Below are 17,760 nucleotides of genomic sequence, written 5' to 3'. Positions count from 1 at the left end.
AATTCTTATTAGTTGGTCACTTTACCGCTTAACTAATATTTTAATTTTTTCCGAATTTATGGTATGCCCATTTTGATCGTAAGCAATACATTGGATTGTATGTTCTCCTTCAGAAGCATTGAACCAAGCCCAATTAAAGGGTTCAAAAGTATTGTAACCAATTGAGCTTTCGTCAACAAAAAATTCCGCTTTCTTAATTTTTCCAATTACCTCTTTGTATTTTACTTTTAAGATAATATTATTTCCAATTTTAAATTCATCCAAATTTTTCGGCGAATCGAAATTTATACTTATCTCAGATTTTTTGGAGTTGGTTTCATTAAATTTAACATCTGGCATATTTTTATAAAAAATAGTTTTAGTTAAATTACCAAGTGAATCATCTCCAAATATTTGCCAGAACATTAAACCGCGAAGATTAAACGCGTCAACATATCTTGATTTCAATGAAATTGATCTAAGATCATCATATGACCAAAAGATCTTTTCTTTGGGATTGTACAAATACGGAGCCAAGGTATTATCGTCCCAATAGCTAATAAATCCTTGATCATTTACTTCTTTAAAATCCCGATAATCTTTAAAGCCGATATAACCCCATTTATTTAAAAAATTTCCTTTTTGATATAATCCGTTATTGTTAGAATCGATATCTTCCCAGCCTTTTCCGTAATAAGCCGCGCCGGGTACAATTTTTTCAGGCATAACTTTAACAGAATCCAATAAATATCTAACCATTCTGTCTAACGATTCTTTTTTAGGATCAACATCATTTTCAGAACTAAGCAAATTTGTATGGTGACTAGAATAAGAATCAGCTATTCCATGAAGATCGTACGACATTAAGTTAAACCAGTTAAGATAATTTTGATCTTCGTTAAAATTATAAAGCCAAAATTCATTTGATCTTCCGGTTACCGCGGCTGTTAAGAGAAAATTCGGATTTATTTCATCCAATTTTTCTCTGAACAACTTAAATAATGCAGTCTGGTTTTCTCTATCGTTTGGATTACTGTGAGTTCCTTCAGGTCCGCCGGTTATGGGAAATTCCCAATCCAAATCTATCCCGTCAAAAACACCAAAAGCCGAATTTGTTCCGCCGGAATTATTTTTTTGCGGTAAATTTCCTTTAATGAATAAATCGATACATGCATTTACAAAAATCTCTCGGGATTCTGGAGTAAGCGCTAGATCCGAGAAATAAGTTGAACCTCCCCATCCGCCTAATGATATTACAATTTTTAAGTGCGGGTTAAGTTTTTTAATTTTTTTAAGCTGATTGAATTGACCTTTTAATGCTTGAGAATCAACATCGGCAATTCCATCTACGCTGTTTTCACCGGGATAAGATTTTTGGTAGGCAAAAAATTCATTTGTTAATTTTGGTAAAATAACCCCATTGCTATCGGGCCAAGGAACAGCAAAAGCATAATTTAAAACGGTAACATATTTGAACATATCAAATGATTGTAGAGATTTTTCATGTCCGATATGTCTATCCGAATAATTGCCATGATAATAAGCAACGATTTCTTTTTTTTGTGCAAATAAGGTATTGTAATAAAAAACAAAAAAGAGAATCAATACTAATTTAATTTTTTCTCTCTGATAAAAATACTTTTTCATTATTTTCCTTAATAGATATTTGTCGCACAAGATAAAACAAAAACAGCCGGCAAATTAACAACCGGCTGTCAAATAAACTCAATTAAACAAAAATTATTTCAAGAGAGCCATTTTCTTTGTTGCTCTAAAATTATCTGTTTCTAAGCTTAATAAATAATTTCCACTAGCAACTTTGTTACCTAATTCATCTGTACCATTCCAAACTATTTGATAATTACCAGCTTGCAATTTATCGTTAACTAATGTTTTAATTCTTTGTCCAAGAATATTATAAACAACTAATTTAACTGAGCTTGTAGCTGCAATTTTGAAATCAATGTTTGTTGTTGGGTTGAATGGGTTAGGATAATTTTGAACTAATTCAAAATTATTTGGAATTTCTTTACCAACTTTTTCAACTCCAGTTAACCATTCAGCTTTTTGAGATGGGAACCAGTTCAAATCACCAAGAGCAAAACCATCTGTTCCTGCACTTTGCATAGCTGCATTTGTATATGCTAAGTTTTCAGGAACCGGCCATGTTGGTGGATATAAATTACCACTTGCTGGTAAATAATGCCAGGTAACTTCATCGATTGTTCCGGTGCTGATCTCATGAATATAATTATTTACTTCGCTGATATGATCTGCAACATCAGATGCAAAACCAGGATCATTTGATTCGTTATTTTGATGAGTTACTGAAGTACCAACTGAAGGTAATAATTCATCAAGTGTCCATTGAGCATATTCGCTGATCCAACCTGATTTTTTGATCACTCTTCTTACTAAATCTTTTTTCGATGTTCCACCCATTACCGGGATTCCGATAGAATCAGCAATAGTTGTAGTATCATTATAAGCATCAATAAAATCGTTTAATGCTTGTGGGAAATAATAAGCGTTGTTTTGTGCGTCTGTAACTCTGTTTGCTGGGTTGAATAAATCAGCAGTTGCTCCAACAGCATCATTTACGAATGCTTCAGGACCGCTAATTGTTGAACCCCATAATTGTGACCAATAACTAACTGAATCACGTCCTCTAACTCTCCAAATTGTACTTGAAGCTGTATCAGGATAATTTAAGAACCAACCGTCAATAACGTGTGTCGGGTTTCCACCGAATGAATGCATTGAATAGAACACATTATTTTTCATATGAAGGTTTGAAGCTTGACGAATTAGGAATGGGTTAACAATTCCGAATACGCAAGTGTTATGTTCGAATACAGATAATTTGTCAAAACCTCTTACGTCAAAAATATAAGAGCTGTTAGCAAAGAAAGTATTGTTTTTGAAAATAATTGTATCTGAAGCAACACCGCCAGGACCTCTCATAACTTGACCGCCAAACCAAGAACCGGTATGTTGGTTATTTCTGAAGTAACAGTCTTGAACGTCAATTTTATGCCATTGTCCACTTGGATTAATAGCAACGTTTGACCAACCTTCCATGATTACACGACGCATTTTCAAAGAAATATGATCAGCGCGGATAACCATACCTTCGCCCCAGCCTAACCAGTTTTGGTCAGCTCTGATAGCTAGAAGATAAAGATCACTTAAATCAATTTTGGCACCTTCACCAATAAAATCAAAGAAACCGCCAACTGAAGAGTTATCTGCAAGAATTGCAGGAGCAAGAACTGGAGGTCTGTTTGCTGCTGCGTTAGGATCACCGTCAACGTCAGTAGCAATAATTGTAAGGTTACCATTAATTCTTAGAGGTTCAGTTACTTGATAGATAGAACCTCTTTTTAATCTGTAGATACGATCTGGATGAGCTCTTACTCCACCGGCTAAAGTATCACCATTAATAACGGTGTTAATATTTCCGGGAGGAAGTACAGCTACGTCCACGATATCTTGTGCAGCAACTTGCGCAGGAACAGCTAACATCACTGCAGCAATTAGAAGAAAGGAAAACAAAAGCATTTTTTTCATTTATGCCTCCTATTTGGTTGTAGATAGATTAGTTAGATAATCAGTTTAATTATTCTAAACCTGAATTAATTTTATAAATTAATTCTCAAACCTATATCACCAGTCATGCCATATCTTTCACGGGAAACTGGATATTTATTCTTTAAGTTAAGATCAACATCTTCTTCGCTTGTAATATTGTTTAAATTCACAAATAATTGAATTCCGTACCAAGGCAATTCTTGTTTTAAGGATAAATCCCATCTGGTATATTTATCGGAATTTACTCTTTCCTGCATCCAGAAAGCCGGACTTTTGAAAATATTGTCCTGATACAACATCGAAATTCTGCCTGAAAATCCTCTGTAATCATAGCCAATTGAAATATTCATAATATCATTCGGCTGGTTCAACATTCTTGTCGTATAAAATGTATCTACAATTGTAGAAACAAGTTCGCCATTCTCGTTATATTCATTTATTAATTCACTCTTAGGATAACTTGCTTCAGAGAAAATATGAGTATAGTTGATATTGAAAACTATATTTGAGAATGGTTCTGGTAAATACCAGAAATGAGTCTGCCAGTCGGTTTCAATTCCATAAACATCAATTGGAATTGGATTATTTATAAATGTGCTGAATGCAAAAAGTCTATTGCCTTCTTGCGGTAAATCAGGATAATCACTAAGATCAGTCTTATAAGTATTTGACGCAAAAATTAAATTTTCAACTTTCTTCTTAAATCCATTAAAAGTTAATAATCCAATTTCATTATTGTAAACCGATAATACTAAATCAAAATTTTCAGATGTTGCCGGTTTTAGATTATAGTTATTATACGAAATAGCACTAGTACCAATATTATACCTTGGAATAATAGCATTAAAATCCGGATAGTTAAGAGTATTTGTGTAAGCAAAATGTAATTGGAGCCATGGCAATGGTTTATACCTAATGTGCAATGCCGGCAATAAATATCCATGGGGTTTTGTAACAGTAGTATCAGTATATTGTATTCCGCCTGAAACTACTTTTCCTCTATATGCAAAATAATCTGTAGTAAGATTTTGGTAACGAACACCTGGTAAAATAGTAATATTTTCGCCTATACTAAAAGTTGCCATAACATATGCGGCGCTTTTATTTTCAGTTCCATGGTAATCATATAATCTTGAACCATGCAGATCTACTTTGTAACCTTCATAACCCTTTGAACCAGGAACCTTCGCTGCGATATCTAAAATATCATACATTAGATCAAAACCTAAAGGATAAGCTATTTCATAATCGCCACCCAAAAAATTACCGTAATCATACGATTCATCAATAAAGTTTTCTAGTCCAATTCGTCCGCTTGTTAAAATTAAATCGGGATATTTATCAAATATCGCATCTAAACCTGCTTGACTACCTGAATATAAGAATGAACCGTTAGCAGTATTAAAATCATAAGTTCTATTTCTATGTTGTAAACTTCCGCCGAATTTAACTTTTGCAGTTAAATAATCTGAGATTATAAATTCCGTTTGAAAATCGACAGCTGCGGCTAATGCTCTGTCGGTTGTAAAATTTTCAGAAGTACTTATTCCGCTAAAAGCAGTATTCGCTGAATTTGGAACCGATAATGAAGCTAATTTTTGCGGATGTAGTTTTGTTAAATTACCAAGACCAGATAAGCCCGCATTATCTTGCCAAAACGAAAAAGTCATGTCCTGCGGATTTTTACTCTCTGAATAAGTATGTGATAATTTTAAATCAACGTGGAATATGGGTATTTCTTGTTTTATGCTGAGTAAGTTTGTAATTATATTTAATTCATTTCTTGAGTCAGTTGCTGAATAATTTAAATCATCCGAAATTAGAGATAAATCTTGTCTTCTAAATAATGATTTTGTATCACTTCTGCTGAAAAAGTTCATCATTCCTATTTCGCCGTTTTCATGTGCAAAATCTAAAACCAAAGTAGCACCTTGACGTTCTTTCTCACTAAAAACATCTGTTAAATTTACAGAGTTAATGTTAGGTATGCCCGCGTCTCCATGTGTCTTATCTTCCAATATATATCCGGCACCTAAGCTGTTTGAGCTTCTATTTCTTTTCTCTGCGGATCCCTGTAAAAATACTCCGAAGCTCTGATCGAAAAATCTTTGTTCATAGGAGCCAACCAGCATATAATCATTATATGTCTCTTTTAATCCGTTATAACTTCCTTGTGTTGTTAATCCGAATGTAGGATTTCCACTTTCATCTTTGATTGCTTTTCTTAATCCAAAATTTACAACGCCACCTAGTACAGCAGCATCCATATCTGGAGTTATCGCTTTTATTACTTCAATTCCCCCAAGCATACTGGATGATATCATACTCAAATTTGTCGCTCTGTCTCCAACTATTGATGATTGTTCAGTTGGATCGTTTGAAACAACATTTCCGGGCAATTCAACTCCGTCTATTGTTACCTGGTTATATTGAGGAGATAAACCTCTAATTACAACCTTGGAGCCTTCTCCGCCTTCTCTTATCAATGATACTCCGGGTAATCTTGCTACTGATTCCGCTGCGTTCGCGTCGGGCAATTCCTGTATTCTTGCCATCGAAACAACGTTCTTTATTTGTATTGATGACAATTGCTGGTTAATCGCTTCTTTTTGTCCGCTTGCTTGGGCGGTTACTACTACTGTTTCACCTTCAACGCTTACGGCTTTTAATTCAAATTCTATTTCTATTGTTTTGCCGGCAACCAAATTAACGCTCATTTCTTTTGCGTCATATCCTACATAAGTAGCTTTAAGTTTATACTGTCCGCTCGAAATATTTCTAATTAAAAATTTTCCTTCTATATCTGTAGCGGATCCAATGCTGGTACCTACTAAAATTACGTTCGCTCCGGGTAAAGGATCTTTAGTTTGACTATCTACCACTACCCCGCGCAAACTTGAATTTTGGGAAAAATTATTTGATACAGTGATTATTAATAAAAATATAACCATTAAATAAAATGCTTGATTTTTACCAAACATATTTACCTCGTATAATAGGTTAATCTAAAATGTTAATAGTATAAAGGATTTTACTTACTCGTGTAAGTTTTTGTAATGTCAAAATAAATAATTTCCTTAATTTCTCCAATACAATTTTCAATAATAATTTTATTTTAATCATTTAATGAAAATTTTATAAAAATAAATTGAAATTCAACGTTAATTTTTTTCCATTTTTTCTAATAAAAAATTAAAGTGTTATTCTAAATCCCAAATCTCCAGTCATACCATAACTATCTTCAGATACGGGATATTTATTCTTAAGGTTTATATCAATATCATCCCGACTGGTAAAGTTATTAAGATTTAGATAAACTTGTATTCCATACCACGGTAGTTCTTGTTTTAAAGATAAATCCCATCTATAATATGCATCGGAAATAATTCTTTCCTGCATCCAAAATGCCGGACGTTTAAATATATTGTTTTGGTATAGCAACGAAATTCTTCCCGAGAAACCGCCATAATCATATCCGAGAGAAAAGTTTAAAATATCATTGGGCTGGTTTAATAATCTCGTTGTATAAAATGTATCAATAACGGTTGAAACCAACTCCCCATTTTCATTGTATTCATTATTTAACACACTTCTCGGATAACTCGCTTCAGAGAAAATATGTGTATAGTTAATATTGAAAACGATATTGGAAAACGGTTCCGGTAAATACCAAAAATGTGTTTGCCAGTCGGTTTCAATTCCCCATAAATCAATTGGTATGGGATTGTTAACAAATGTACTGAATGCGAACAATCTATTCCCTTCTTGGGGAAGATCAGGATATGCGCTTAAATCAGTTAAGTACATATTGGAAGCAAAAATTAGATTTTTGATTTTTTTCTTAAATCCATCAATTGTAAATAAGCCAATTTCATTATTATAAACAGATAAAACTAAATCATAATTTTCTGATGTCGCCGGTTTCAACCTAAAATTATTGTAAGAAATACTTCCAGTTCCAATATTGTACTTAGGTACAATAGTATTAAAATCTGCGTAATTTAAAGTATTTGTATAAGCAAAGTGCAATTGAAGCCAAGCTATAGGTTTATATCTTAAATGCAATGCCGGAAGTAAATAGCCATTTGGTCTATTTATAGTAGTATCAGAGTATTGATATCCACCGGGAACTTGTTTTCCTCTATATGCAAAATAATGAGTTGTAAGGTCTTGGTAACGTACACCCGGGAGAACAGTAAGATTTTCACCAATATTAAATGTTGCCATTATGTATGCCGCACTTTTTTCTTCAGTACCGTGATAATCATGAATTTTTGAAACACTTTCATTTTCCTTATATGATTCTCCGTCCGGACTATTTGTTTTAACAATTTTCAAAATTTGTTTCATAAAATCTATATCAATCGGATAATGAATTGGATATTCACCGCCCAAGAAATTATCAAATGAATAAGATTTATCGATAAAGTTTGTTACCGTAACACTGCTTCCGTTCATCTCCATATCAGGGTAATACTTTAAAATGTTTGCAACTGTGTTACCTCCGCCAAGGAAAATATTTCCGGCATGACCGGTATTAATATCAAAAGATCTATTTCTATGTAAATAAGTTCCGCCGAATTTAACTTTTGCGGTTAAGTAATCAGAAAGCACAAACTCGGTTTGAAAATCCATCGATGCAGAAAGTACTCTGTCACGTGAAAAGTTTTCAGTTGTTGAAATTGTATTTAGTCTCGACAATGAAGAATTATAATTCGGCAGTTTCGATAATTCTTTTGGATGTAACTTGGTCAAATTGCCAAGACCGGCTAATCCACCAACATCTTGCCAAAAGAGGAAGTTAAGGTCACCTGGGTTTTGACTTTCAGAATAGGTATGTGCAAACTTCAAATCAACGTGGAATATGGGTATTTCTTGTTTAATACTTAGCAAGTTTGTAATTACATTCAAGTCATTATTTACATCTGATGCCGAATAGAAAATATCGTCGCCTGTTAAGTTTAAAGATTGATTTCTATAATCAGTCTGTGTTACACTTCTGCTGAAAAAGTTCATCATTCCTATTTCGCCGTTTTCATGTGCAAAATCCAAAACCAAAGTCGCACCTTGTCGTTCCTTCTCACTGAATGCATCGGTTAAATTTACTGAATTAATGTTAGGTATGCCCGCGTCTCCATGTGTCTTATCTTCCAATACATATCCGGCACCTAAGCTGTTTGAGCTTCTGTTTCTTCTTTCTGTAGATCCCTGTAAAAATACTCCGAAGCTCTGATCGAAAAATCTTTGTTCATAGGAGCCAACCAGCATATAATCATTATATGTCTCTTTTAATCCGTTATAACTTCCTTGTGTTGTTAATCCGAATGTAGGATTTCCACTTTCATCTTTGATTGCTTTTCTTAATCCAAAATTTACAACGCCACCTAATACAGCAGCATCCATATCTGGAGTTATCGCTTTTATTACTTCAATTCCCCCAAGCATACTGGATGATATCATGCTCAAATTTGTCGCTCTGTCTCCTATTAGTGTTGTTTGCTCTCCCGGATCATTTGAAACAACGTTGCCCGGCAATTCAACTCCGTCTATTGTTACCTGATTATATTGGGGCGACAATCCTCTGATTACAACCTTAGAGCCTTCTCCGCCTTCTCTTATCAATGATACTCCGGGTAATCTTGCTACTGATTCCGCTGCGTTCGCGTCGGGCAATTCTTGTATTCTTGCCATTGAAACAACGTTCTTTATTTGTATTGATGACAATTGCTGGTTAATCGCTTCTTTTTGTCCGCTTGCTTGTGCGGTTACTACTACTGTTTCACCTTCAACGCTTACGGCTTTTAATTCAAATTCTATTTCTATTGTTTTGCCGGCAACCAAATTAACGCTCATTTCTTTTGCGTCATATCCTACATAAGTAGCTTTAAGTTTATACTGTCCGCTCGAAATATTTCTAATTAAAAATTTTCCTTCTATATCTGTAGCGGAGCCAATGCTGGTACCAACTAAAATTACGTTCGCTCCAGGTAAAGGATCTTTAGTTTGACTATCTACCACTACCCCGCGCAAACTTGAATTTTGCGCATTTATTATACTAAAAGCTGTAAGCAAAAAAATGATTGTATTTATTACCTTATTTCTAACTTTTAACATTTTAACCTCAATTTATTGAGTCTTTTATTAATAGTTTATTTACGTTGGAACTTAATATATTAAAATTAAATTAACTTATGAATTTTTAAAGTTCTATAGCCATAAATTGAAATAACAACAAAACTAATAAGCGGCAATATAAATGAAAAATTGACTGCGGGTAAACTGCCGACCATTCCCAAATCTATTATTGAACCTTGCAGTGGCGGCATAAGCGCACCGCCTACAATTGCCATTACCAAACCGGCTGCACCTAAAGTTGTATCTTCTTTTAATCCTTCCAAAGCAATGCCGTAAATTGTAGGGAACATTAATGACATAAATGCTGAAGTAGCAATTAAGCAATATAACCCAACCATTCCAACAATAAAAATTGTCCCAAGTGCCGTAAGAATTCCACCAATTGCAAAGAAAAATAACAATAGTCTTGAATTAAGATATTTCATCAGATAAGTACTTACAAATCGGCTTAGAAGAAAAATAGACATCGCAACAATATTATAATTTTGAGCTTGAGCTTTTGTAATGCCAAGATTTTCCGCGTATTGAATTATAAATGTCCAACACATTATTTGTGCTGCCACATAAAAAATCTGAGCAATTACTCCTTCTCTATATTTTGGATTTTTTATGAGTCTTCTAAAAGAAACCATAGGATGAATGCCGTCGTTTGTCTTAGTGATGGGCATTTTATACATAAATATAATTACCATAACAACAATAACAACTAATCCTAAAAATACATACGGATCGCGGATAATCGCCAAATCATTTGTCCTAATAGCGGCTTTTTCACTGCTGGTGAGTGAATAGAATATTAAATCTCCATTTGCGTCTCTTTTATCAGACTGAAGCGATGTAAGTATAAAATTTGACGCGACAAACATACCCAATAATGAACCTACAGGATTAAACGACTGAGCAAAATTCAACCTGCGTGTAGCCGTTTTTTCATCACCCATAGAAAGAATATAAGGGTTTGCCGTCGTTTCTAAAAATGCGAGTCCAAAAGTTAAAATATAAAGAGAAACGAGAAAAAATTCAAAAATTTCATATTTTGCAGCGGGATAAAATAACAGCGCTCCAACGGCGTATAAAAATAATCCCAGAAGAATTGAACTTTTATAGCTGTATTTTTGAATGAATAATGCCGCGGGAATTGCCATAGTTGCATATCCGCCGTAAAACGCGAATTGAATTAGCGCCGCTCTTGCTGCGGAAATTTCCATAACGGTTTGAAAAGCTGCGACCATTGGATTTGTAATATCGTTCGCAAACCCCCACAAAGCAAATAAAGAAGTGACAAGAATAAACGGAACGAGGTATTTTTTAGGCACAACTTTCGGTTTGTCATCCGTTTTATTTACTTCTAGAATTTTTTCCATAAATGTTAATTTCCGCTTAACGAATTGATTGATTTTCAATTAAATATGAGTCAAGTATAATATTTTCCACTTTGCATTTTTTATTTGTTGAAGCCATTTTTTTTATAAGAAGTTTCATTGCTTCATTTCCTAATATTCGTGTAGGGTAATCAACATATGTCAATTTGGGATACAGCATTTCGGCAAATTTTTTATGATCAACAGCCACAACGCCAATATCTTCGGGAATTCTGAGATTTTTTTCTCTTATTGCCTCATATAAACCTTGTGCTATCATTCCGTTTCCACAAAAAATCACTTCCGGCAAATCGCCCGATTCATAAATTTGCTTAAAACCGTTATATCCATATTCGGGAAAAAATTTACCGAAAACAATCCATTTTTCGTTTATCGATAAATTATATTTTTTCATTGTTTGGATGAAGCCCTCTAATCTATAGCCTCCGTCACTTTTAATATCACCGGAAATATGAGCGATCTTTTTATAACCTTTTTCAATAACGTATTCGGTGATTTTTTGAGCTGCCAGAAAATCATTAAAACCAATTGAGTTGTATCCGTCAAAACCAACAGGCCTTCCGAAAAAAACCAAAGGTTTTCTTCTTTTTTGAATTTTCTCAAAAACATCGGGTTCAACAGTTTCCAAAGTTTGGCAAACAAGCATTCCATCAACATTCATTGAAAGTAATTTTATAATATTGTTTCTTTCGGTTAAGCTGTCTTCTCTTGAAGCAGTTAGAATAATATGGTAAGATTCTTTTTCGGCTATTTCCATCATGCCGCGCACAATGGACGCAAAATACATATTGGTTATATCGGGAATAATTACGCCAATAGTTCTTGTTTTCTTTTCTGTTAAATGTCTTGCCGTTAAATTCGGGATGTAATCCATTTCTTCCGCAATTTTTCGTACCTTTGATTTCATTTCGGAAGAAATGTCGGGGCTGTCCTGCAGCGCCTTTGTTACCGTAACTCTTGAGATTCCTAGTTTATCAGCAATATCTGATTGTTTAACTGTCATTTATGTTTGATTAAATTATATAGACATTTGATAAAATAGTTTTACTTACACGTGTAAGATATATCATTTTATTCATTTTTGCAATAGTAGATTAAAATTTTTAAATGTAAAAATAATTACTAATAATTATTAATAATTTTCTTCACATTTAAATATGCATTGTCCCAATTCTTTCGATTCATCGGTTTGTATTTTTTCAGCTCGACTGATCTGGAAATAATTTTTCGTCCGCTTTCAATATCTTTAATATCATTGCTTGCTATTGCCTGAACTAAAATATTTCCAAAGGCAGTTGCTTCAACAGGTCCGGCAATAACTCTTAAGCCGGTGCAGTCTGATGTAAATTGATTTAGCAGTTCATTTTGTGAACCGCCGCCTACAATATTCAATAGATTAATTTTCTTTTGAGAAATTTCCGAAATGTTTTCAAGAATTATTCTATATTTTATTGCCAAACTTTCAAGCACTGCTCTTATAAATTCAGCTTTATTCTGCGGTTTATTTTGATTTGTTTTTTTACAATAAGTTAAAATCGTTTCCGTCATATTTAACGGATTAAGAAAATCGGAATTGTCAACATCAATAAAACAAATAAACGGCTTTGCATTTTTTGCCATTTCATTTAATTCTGAATACGAATATAATTGACCTTCAATTTCCCATTCTTTCTTCAATCTTTGAATAATCCACATTCCCATTACATTGCGCAGAAAACGGATTTTTCCGAAAACTCCGCCTTCATTTGTAAAGTTATATTTAAAAGATTTATCATTAATAATCGGCTTATCAGATTCAATACCTATCAATGACCAAGTGCCCGAACTAATGAACGCGGAATTTTCGCCTAAATTTGGTACTGCCGCTACCGCGCTTGCAGTATCGTGACTTCCTACGGCAACAACATCAATATTATTTATTCCCGCAAATTCACAAATTGATTCATGTAGATTTCCAATTTTTGTCCCAGGATAAACAATATCACACATAATTTTTTTAGGAATTTTTAGTTCATTAAAAATTCTTTCTTCCCAATTCCTATTTTTCGCATTCAGTAATTGCGAGGTTGAAGAAATTGTATATTCAGATTTTTTCTTACCTGTAAGTAAAAAGTTAAAAAGATCCGGCATAAATAAAAGTTTATCCGCAGCTTTTAATTGTGTGTCTTTTTTTAATTTCATGCTTAACAATTGAAACGCCGAATTTATTTGCATGAACTGAATCCCGGTATAATCATATATTTCATTTTTAGGCATAAGTTTAAATGCCTTTTCCAACATGCCGTTGGTTCTTGCATCTCGATAAGCAAAAGGAAATCCAATTAAATGATCATCTTTTGACAATAAACCAAAATCGACTCCCCAAGTATCGACCGCAATGCTTTTAATATCATCATGCCCATTTTGAACAGCTTTTAAAATTCCATTTTTCAACTCGTCGAATAAATCTAAAATGTTCCAGTTAAGTGAGCCAAGAACATTTACCGGTTTATTCGGGAATCGATGTACCTCTACTAAACTTATTTTATTATTCTTTAAAATTCCAACTATTGCCCTGCCGCTTTCGGCACCAAAATCAATGGCTAAGAATTTTTTTTCTTTCATCAATTACTCAAATCTTTATTGTAAATTTTTTTTATTCATCAATTAGAATTACAATCAATTTTCTTGGACCATGCGCTCCAAGTACCAAAACTTTTTCAATATCCGCGGTGCGGCTTGGTCCGGTGACAAGTACCATATTTAATGCTTTTACTTTGTCAATTTTTTCAAATAGTGTAAATTGATTAGGCATTAAATTACTAACTTTAACCAACGCAATTACAAAATCGCAAAGAAAATGCGGATAGCTGGTTTTTGAATTGTCGTATAAAAATACTAATTGTGCAATTTCAGAAACCGCATAATCGGCTTGCACAATTGCCGTTTTCAATTGACTGATTTTTTCTTTACGTTCTTTAGAATCCAAGTTATTAGCGATTATAAATTGAAGATTGGAATTACCTTTTTGTATATTTAATCTTACTTCAGTGCAAATATTTTGATCGGTTATTGCGATTTGATTTTCTTTAGCTTCAATTAATATTTCATTTATTTTATTTGATGCTTCCAAATTACTTTTAACAACAATAGAATCTCCATTTACTTTTTTTATTTCAGTTTGAAATTGAGAGATTAAATCATTTTTATTAGTTTTAACAGTTAAATTAATTTTTGATTTCAGCAGTTCATCAATAGTGATTTTGCTTTCTTCTTCATGAGATTTTGTCCGCAACGCGGATTTAACTTGCGATAATATTTTTTCTCTACTGCTCATTATTATTTTTTTTCATTTGATAATATTGTTCTCTAAATCCCTTTTTATCAATTCCGGGGAAACTTCTCTTTTTATGATATCCCGGTAATTTGAGATATTCAACGGGTATAAAGCTCTGCAATTTTTTAATTTTCCAACTAAATAATCTGTAAAGTTTTGGATGAGTTGAAACCGCGATCCAAGTCTTCATCGCAAATTTTTCAAAAATTTTAGATTTATTTTTTTGAACGACATTTTTTCTTAATTCCAAAATATGTTGAGGGAGTTTAATTTTAACTGGACAAACATCGGCGCAAGCGCCGCAAAGACTCGATAAAAACGGCGCGTCTTTTCCTTCAATTTCACCTAAATACTGGGGAATAAGTGTAATTCCTATTGGACCCATGTAAGTCCAATCATAAGCATGACCGCCAATTTGCTGATAAACCGGACATACATTTAAACAAGCTCCGCATCTTATGCAATATAATGTCTCTCTTAATTTAGGATCAGCAAGAATTTTTGATCTTCCGTTATCTAATAAAATTACGTGAACTTCTTTAGGACCTTCGTTATACTTTTGCAAACTTGGTCCGCCTATAAAATTTACATAAGATGATGATTTTTGTCCGGTAGCGCTTGGCGCAAGAAGTTTTAAGAAATACGGAAGTTCATCAATGCTGGGCAGCAATTTTTCAATTCCCATTACGGCGACATGAACTTGCGGCAAACTTAAACTCAAATGAGCGTTAGCTTCATTTTCAACCACACAAAATGATCCGTTTTCGGCAAACGCGAAGTTCACTCCTGTAATACTCATTTCCGCGCTGAGGAATTTCTCTCTTAATTTTTTTCTGGCAATAAGTAAAAGTTCTTCCGGTACATCGGTAAAAGGAACGTTAAGTTTGTCCTTAAATAATTTTCCAATGTCCGTTCTGCTTAGATGCAAAGCAGGTGCAACCAAATGTGAGGGTACTTGATCATTAAGCTGAACAATATATTCACCAAGATCTGTTTCAACGGTATCAATATTATTACCGATTAAAAATTCATTTAGGTGAATTTCTTCTGTCGTTAATGATTTTGATTTTACAATAGTTTTAACATTATTTTTTTTCGCTATTTCGCTGAGAATATTTTTAGCATCATTTCCGTCTATTGCCCAATGAATGTTAATTCCGTTATTCTTCGCGTTTTTTTCAAAGAGCTCTAAATATTTATCAAGATTTTCAATAACATCTTTTTTAATACAATGTGTTTTAACTCGGCATTCTTCCCAATAAGGAATTGCCTCAGTCGTGTTTAATCTGCTAACAGAAGTGGACGCGGTTGCTTTATATACCGCCTTTCTTAAATCGGCATCGCTAAGCGCTTCAATTATATGATCTTTAATATTTATTTTATCTGTAGACAATATTTATAAAATTCCTAAACTTTGACACAATAGATCTGCTATGTGAATAACTTTAACGTTTAGTTTATTTTTTTTAACATAACCGTCAATATTCATTAAACAGCTTGAATCAAGACCTACACAATATTCTGCTTTTGTATTAAGGATATTACTGCATTTTCTTTCAACCATTGCAACGGAAACATCTTCATATTTATACGAAAAAGTTCCGCCAAATCCGCAGCATACGTCGGAATCCAACATTTCAACTAATTCCAAATCTTTAATCATATTTAATATCTTTCTCGGTTCACTTGAAATCTTGAGTTCCCTTAACGCGTGGCATGAATCGTGAAAAGTAACTTTATGTTTAAACTGAGCATCAATTGAAGTGATGTTCAAAACTTTTATTAAAAATTCCGTGAATTCATAAATTTTATTTCTGAGGCTATTGTATTTTTCGTTAAGCGAGTTATCAATTGGAATTTCTTTGTAATGATTTTTTACCATGGCTACGCATGAACCTGAAGGAGCAATAACATAATCATAATCAGCAAATAATTTAATGAATCTCTCAGCGAGCGGAATAATTTCACTTTGGTATCCTGAATTGAAAGCCGGTTGTCCGCAGCAAGTTTGATCATCAACGTAAATTGTATTAACTTTAAAATAGTTTAAAACTTTTACCATTGAAATTGCCGCGCTCGGGTAAATGTGCTCATTTAAACAAGGAATAAATAAAGCTACTTGCATTCAGAAGACTAAAATTTATTTAAAATTATTTATTTATGATTTTTGTAAAACTACTTTTTGTGTTTCTCTCGCAACTACTAATTCTTCATTTGTTTCCAAAACTAATGAATAAAATTTTGAATCATCGGCACTTATAGTTGTTTTATTTTCTTTGTTTGATTCTTGATTTAGCTTAAATCCTAAAAATTGCAATGAATTTAAAACTTCCTCTCGAAGCTGCCAATCTTTTTGACCAATTCCGCCTGTAAAAGTAATGGCGTCAATTCCTTCCATTAAAATAATATACTCGCCAATATATCTTTTAATATCGTAAATAAATTTATTTCTGGCAAGAATTGCTTTAGGATCATTTTTTTCTACCGCGTCTTTAATTTCTCTCATATCAGCCGAAATTCCGGAAAGCCCTTTAAGTCCGCCGTTTTTTGAACATTCTTTTAAAGCTTCATCTAATGTAATTTTTTTCTTTTCCATTATATAAGGAAATACGAACGGATCTATATCTCCAATTCTTGTTCCTTGGATCAAACCGGTCTGCGGAGTAAATCCCATTGAAGTATCTATAGATATTCCATTTTTAAACGCACAAAGCGATGAGGATCCGCCTAAATGAACCGAAATTACTTTATGATTTTTGGGATCAAGATTTAAAACTTTAACCGTCTCAAATGTTACAAATCTATGCGAAGCTCCATGATAACCATATTTTACAACGCCGTATTTTTCAATCCATTCGTAGGGAACTCCGTATACTTTTGCGTAATCGGGAATATCGACATGAAATCCGGGTTCAAATACACCAACTAAATTTGTATTCGGCAGCAATTCTTTAAACATATAAATGGCTTCTAAATACGGAGGATTATGCGCGGGAGCCAATGACGAATAATTTTTCATTGCGGCTAAAACTTCATCATCCAAAATTACCGAGCCGTTTTTATCGCCGGCTTGAATTGTTTTAAATCCAATTCCGTCAATTTCACTGAAATCTTTTATTAAATTATTTTTTTCATCAGATAAAAATTCAATTGATAATTTGACAGCGTCTTTAAGTGAAGGTATATTCAAATTTTTCTGGAATACTTTCTGTTCGCCAATCCAAAAATTTACAATTGCATTTTCTTCACCTACTCTTTCAATATAACCTTTTGCAAGCTGCTGTTCATTTTCCATTTGAAGAAGTTGGAATTTTAAACTCGTAGAACCCACATTGCAAACAACAATTTTCATAGATT

11 protein-coding genes are annotated in these 17,760 nt (G+C 33.3%); all 11 read right to left on the bottom strand.

Features of this window, described 5'->3' with window-relative positions:
• Positions 1-21: 21 nt before the first annotated feature.
• The 11 genes from IPK06_02585 to IPK06_02535 all read right to left on the bottom strand — a co-directional run bounded on the left by IPK06_02585 (position 22) and on the right by IPK06_02535 (position 17,755).
• The gene (locus IPK06_02585) at positions 22-1,626 is read right to left on the bottom strand and encodes a hypothetical protein (protein MBK7978902.1); all 1,605 of its coding nucleotides are present in this window, start codon (positions 1,624-1,626) and stop codon (positions 22-24) included.
• Between the two features lie 93 nt (positions 1,627-1,719).
• Positions 1,720-3,549 carry a T9SS type A sorting domain-containing protein gene (locus IPK06_02580; protein MBK7978901.1) on the bottom strand — a complete coding sequence of 610 codons (1,830 nt, stop codon included), beginning with the start codon at positions 3,547-3,549 and terminating at the stop codon, positions 1,720-1,722.
• A gap of 71 nt (positions 3,550-3,620) precedes the next feature.
• Complete coding sequence (locus IPK06_02575) at positions 3,621-6,551, bottom strand: TonB-dependent receptor (protein MBK7978900.1); 2,931 nt, start codon at positions 6,549-6,551, stop codon at positions 3,621-3,623.
• 211 nt (positions 6,552-6,762) lie between these two features.
• Positions 6,763-9,684, bottom strand: coding sequence for a carboxypeptidase-like regulatory domain-containing protein (locus IPK06_02570; GenBank protein ID MBK7978899.1), 2,922 nt, complete (start codon positions 9,682-9,684; stop codon positions 6,763-6,765).
• A 65-nt stretch (positions 9,685-9,749) separates the two neighbouring features.
• Positions 9,750-11,069, bottom strand: coding sequence for an L-fucose:H+ symporter permease (fucP, locus tag IPK06_02565; protein ID MBK7978898.1), 1,320 nt, complete (start codon positions 11,067-11,069; stop codon positions 9,750-9,752).
• A gap of 16 nt (positions 11,070-11,085) precedes the next feature.
• On the bottom strand, positions 11,086-12,090 hold the full coding sequence (locus IPK06_02560) for a LacI family DNA-binding transcriptional regulator (GenBank protein MBK7978897.1): 1,005 nt from the start codon (positions 12,088-12,090) through the stop codon (positions 11,086-11,088).
• Positions 12,091-12,209: 119 nt separating this feature from the next.
• Positions 12,210-13,691, bottom strand: coding sequence for a rhamnulokinase (locus IPK06_02555; GenBank protein ID MBK7978896.1), 1,482 nt, complete (start codon positions 13,689-13,691; stop codon positions 12,210-12,212).
• 31 nt (positions 13,692-13,722) lie between these two features.
• On the bottom strand, positions 13,723-14,403 hold the full coding sequence (locus tag IPK06_02550) for an LUD domain-containing protein (protein MBK7978895.1): 681 nt from the start codon (positions 14,401-14,403) through the stop codon (positions 13,723-13,725).
• The gene (locus IPK06_02545; GenBank protein ID MBK7978894.1) at positions 14,393-15,796 is read right to left on the bottom strand and encodes an iron-sulfur cluster-binding protein; all 1,404 of its coding nucleotides are present in this window, start codon (positions 15,794-15,796) and stop codon (positions 14,393-14,395) included. Before IPK06_02545 ends, IPK06_02550 begins: the two co-directional genes overlap by 11 nt.
• A 3-nt stretch (positions 15,797-15,799) precedes the next feature.
• Complete coding sequence (locus IPK06_02540; protein ID MBK7978893.1) at positions 15,800-16,528, bottom strand: (Fe-S)-binding protein; 729 nt, start codon at positions 16,526-16,528, stop codon at positions 15,800-15,802.
• A 33-nt stretch (positions 16,529-16,561) separates the two neighbouring features.
• Complete coding sequence (locus IPK06_02535) at positions 16,562-17,755, bottom strand: acetate/propionate family kinase (GenBank protein MBK7978892.1); 1,194 nt, start codon at positions 17,753-17,755, stop codon at positions 16,562-16,564.
• Between the last annotated feature and the right edge of the window lie 5 nt (positions 17,756-17,760).

The organism is Ignavibacteriota bacterium, from assembly GCA_016713565.1.
In the GTDB taxonomy this organism is placed as follows: Bacteria; Bacteroidota; Ignavibacteria; order Ignavibacteriales; family Melioribacteraceae.
This window is presented reverse-complemented; position numbering and strand designations above follow the sequence as displayed.